The sequence below is a fragment of the Pseudonocardia sp. D17 genome (assembly GCF_036984265.1).
Classification (GTDB): domain Bacteria; phylum Actinomycetota; class Actinomycetes; order Mycobacteriales; family Pseudonocardiaceae; genus Pseudonocardia; species Pseudonocardia benzenivorans.
The window spans coordinates 1-1,088 of sequence record NZ_BPRG01000145.1; the positions used below are offsets into that span (position 1 = coordinate 1).

Consider the following 1,088-nt stretch of genomic DNA (forward strand, 5'->3'; position numbering starts at 1 on the left):
CGGCGAAGGCGGGCAGGACCTGCTCGGCCATCAGTTCCATCTGGGCGACGACGGCCTCGATGGGCTGGCCCCAGGCGATCAGGCAGGCGAGGTGGTCGACGCCCATGGCCTCCATCTGCTTGAACCGCTCGATCATCTTGTCCGCGGTGGTGAGGACCGGGTCGGAGTACTTCTCCCAGAGGCCTTCCGAGGACGGCGACTCGTTCGCGGGCACGACGCGGCCGGCCTCCACGAACTCGATCTTCTCGCCCGTGCCACGCGCCTTGAGGCGGTCCTCACGGGTGCCCTGGCTGACGGTCTGGGTGAGCGCGAGGTAGTGGTTGTACTCGCTGACCATGTCGTCGAAGAACTCGAGCGCGTCGGTCTCGGTCCGGCCCAGCCAGGTGTGCCGGTAGACCATGACTTCGCCGCGCGGCGAGCCGCTCTCGGCGGCCGCGGTGTTGAAGGCCTCCAGGAGCGCCTCGAGGTCCCCGTGCGGCTCGAAGTTGCCCCAGTTGGGCGCGGTGAGCAGGTTGTGCCCCTGCGCGGCCACCTTCCGCACGCCGTCGACGCTCTGCGAGGCGACCCACAGGTCGGGGCCGGGCTGCGAGGCGGGCTTGGGCACGAGCGTGGTGCGCGGGAACGAGAAGTAGCGGCCCTCGTAGGTCACGTTGTCCTCGACCCACACCTTCTGGATGATCTCCAGCGCCTCCTCGTAGATCTCCCGCGACTTGGCCGGGTCCACCCCGATCCGGTCCAGCTGGTAACGGCCGCCACCACGGGCCACACCGATACCCACCCGACCCGGGGCCAGGTGGTCGAGCATCGCCATCTCCGACGCGATCAGCAGCGGGTTGTAGCTCGGGAGCACCACCACACCCGGCAGGATCCGCAGCCGCGTGGTGCGGGCCGCCGCGAGCGCCGCGAAAGCCAGCGCGCTGGGGTTCGCGACGTAGTTCTGGAACACGTTCTCGTTGATCGCGACGCCCTCGAAACCGAGCCGCTCGGCGGTGTCGACGATCGTCAACATGTCCTGCAGCAGCTCGCCCCACGGGCGATCCATGTCCGAGTAGAAGAAGGGCGTCGTCACCCAGAACTTCAATGCCATG

1 protein-coding gene is annotated in these 1,088 nt (G+C 68.5%); it reads right to left on the reverse strand.

The features are described 5' to 3' along the window. Positions 1–1,069: LLM class flavin-dependent oxidoreductase (locus tag PSD17_RS23060; protein ID WP_339124485.1), on the reverse strand; the 1,069-nt coding region annotated here is incomplete at its 3' end. Positions 1,070–1,088: the final 19 nt, after the last annotated feature.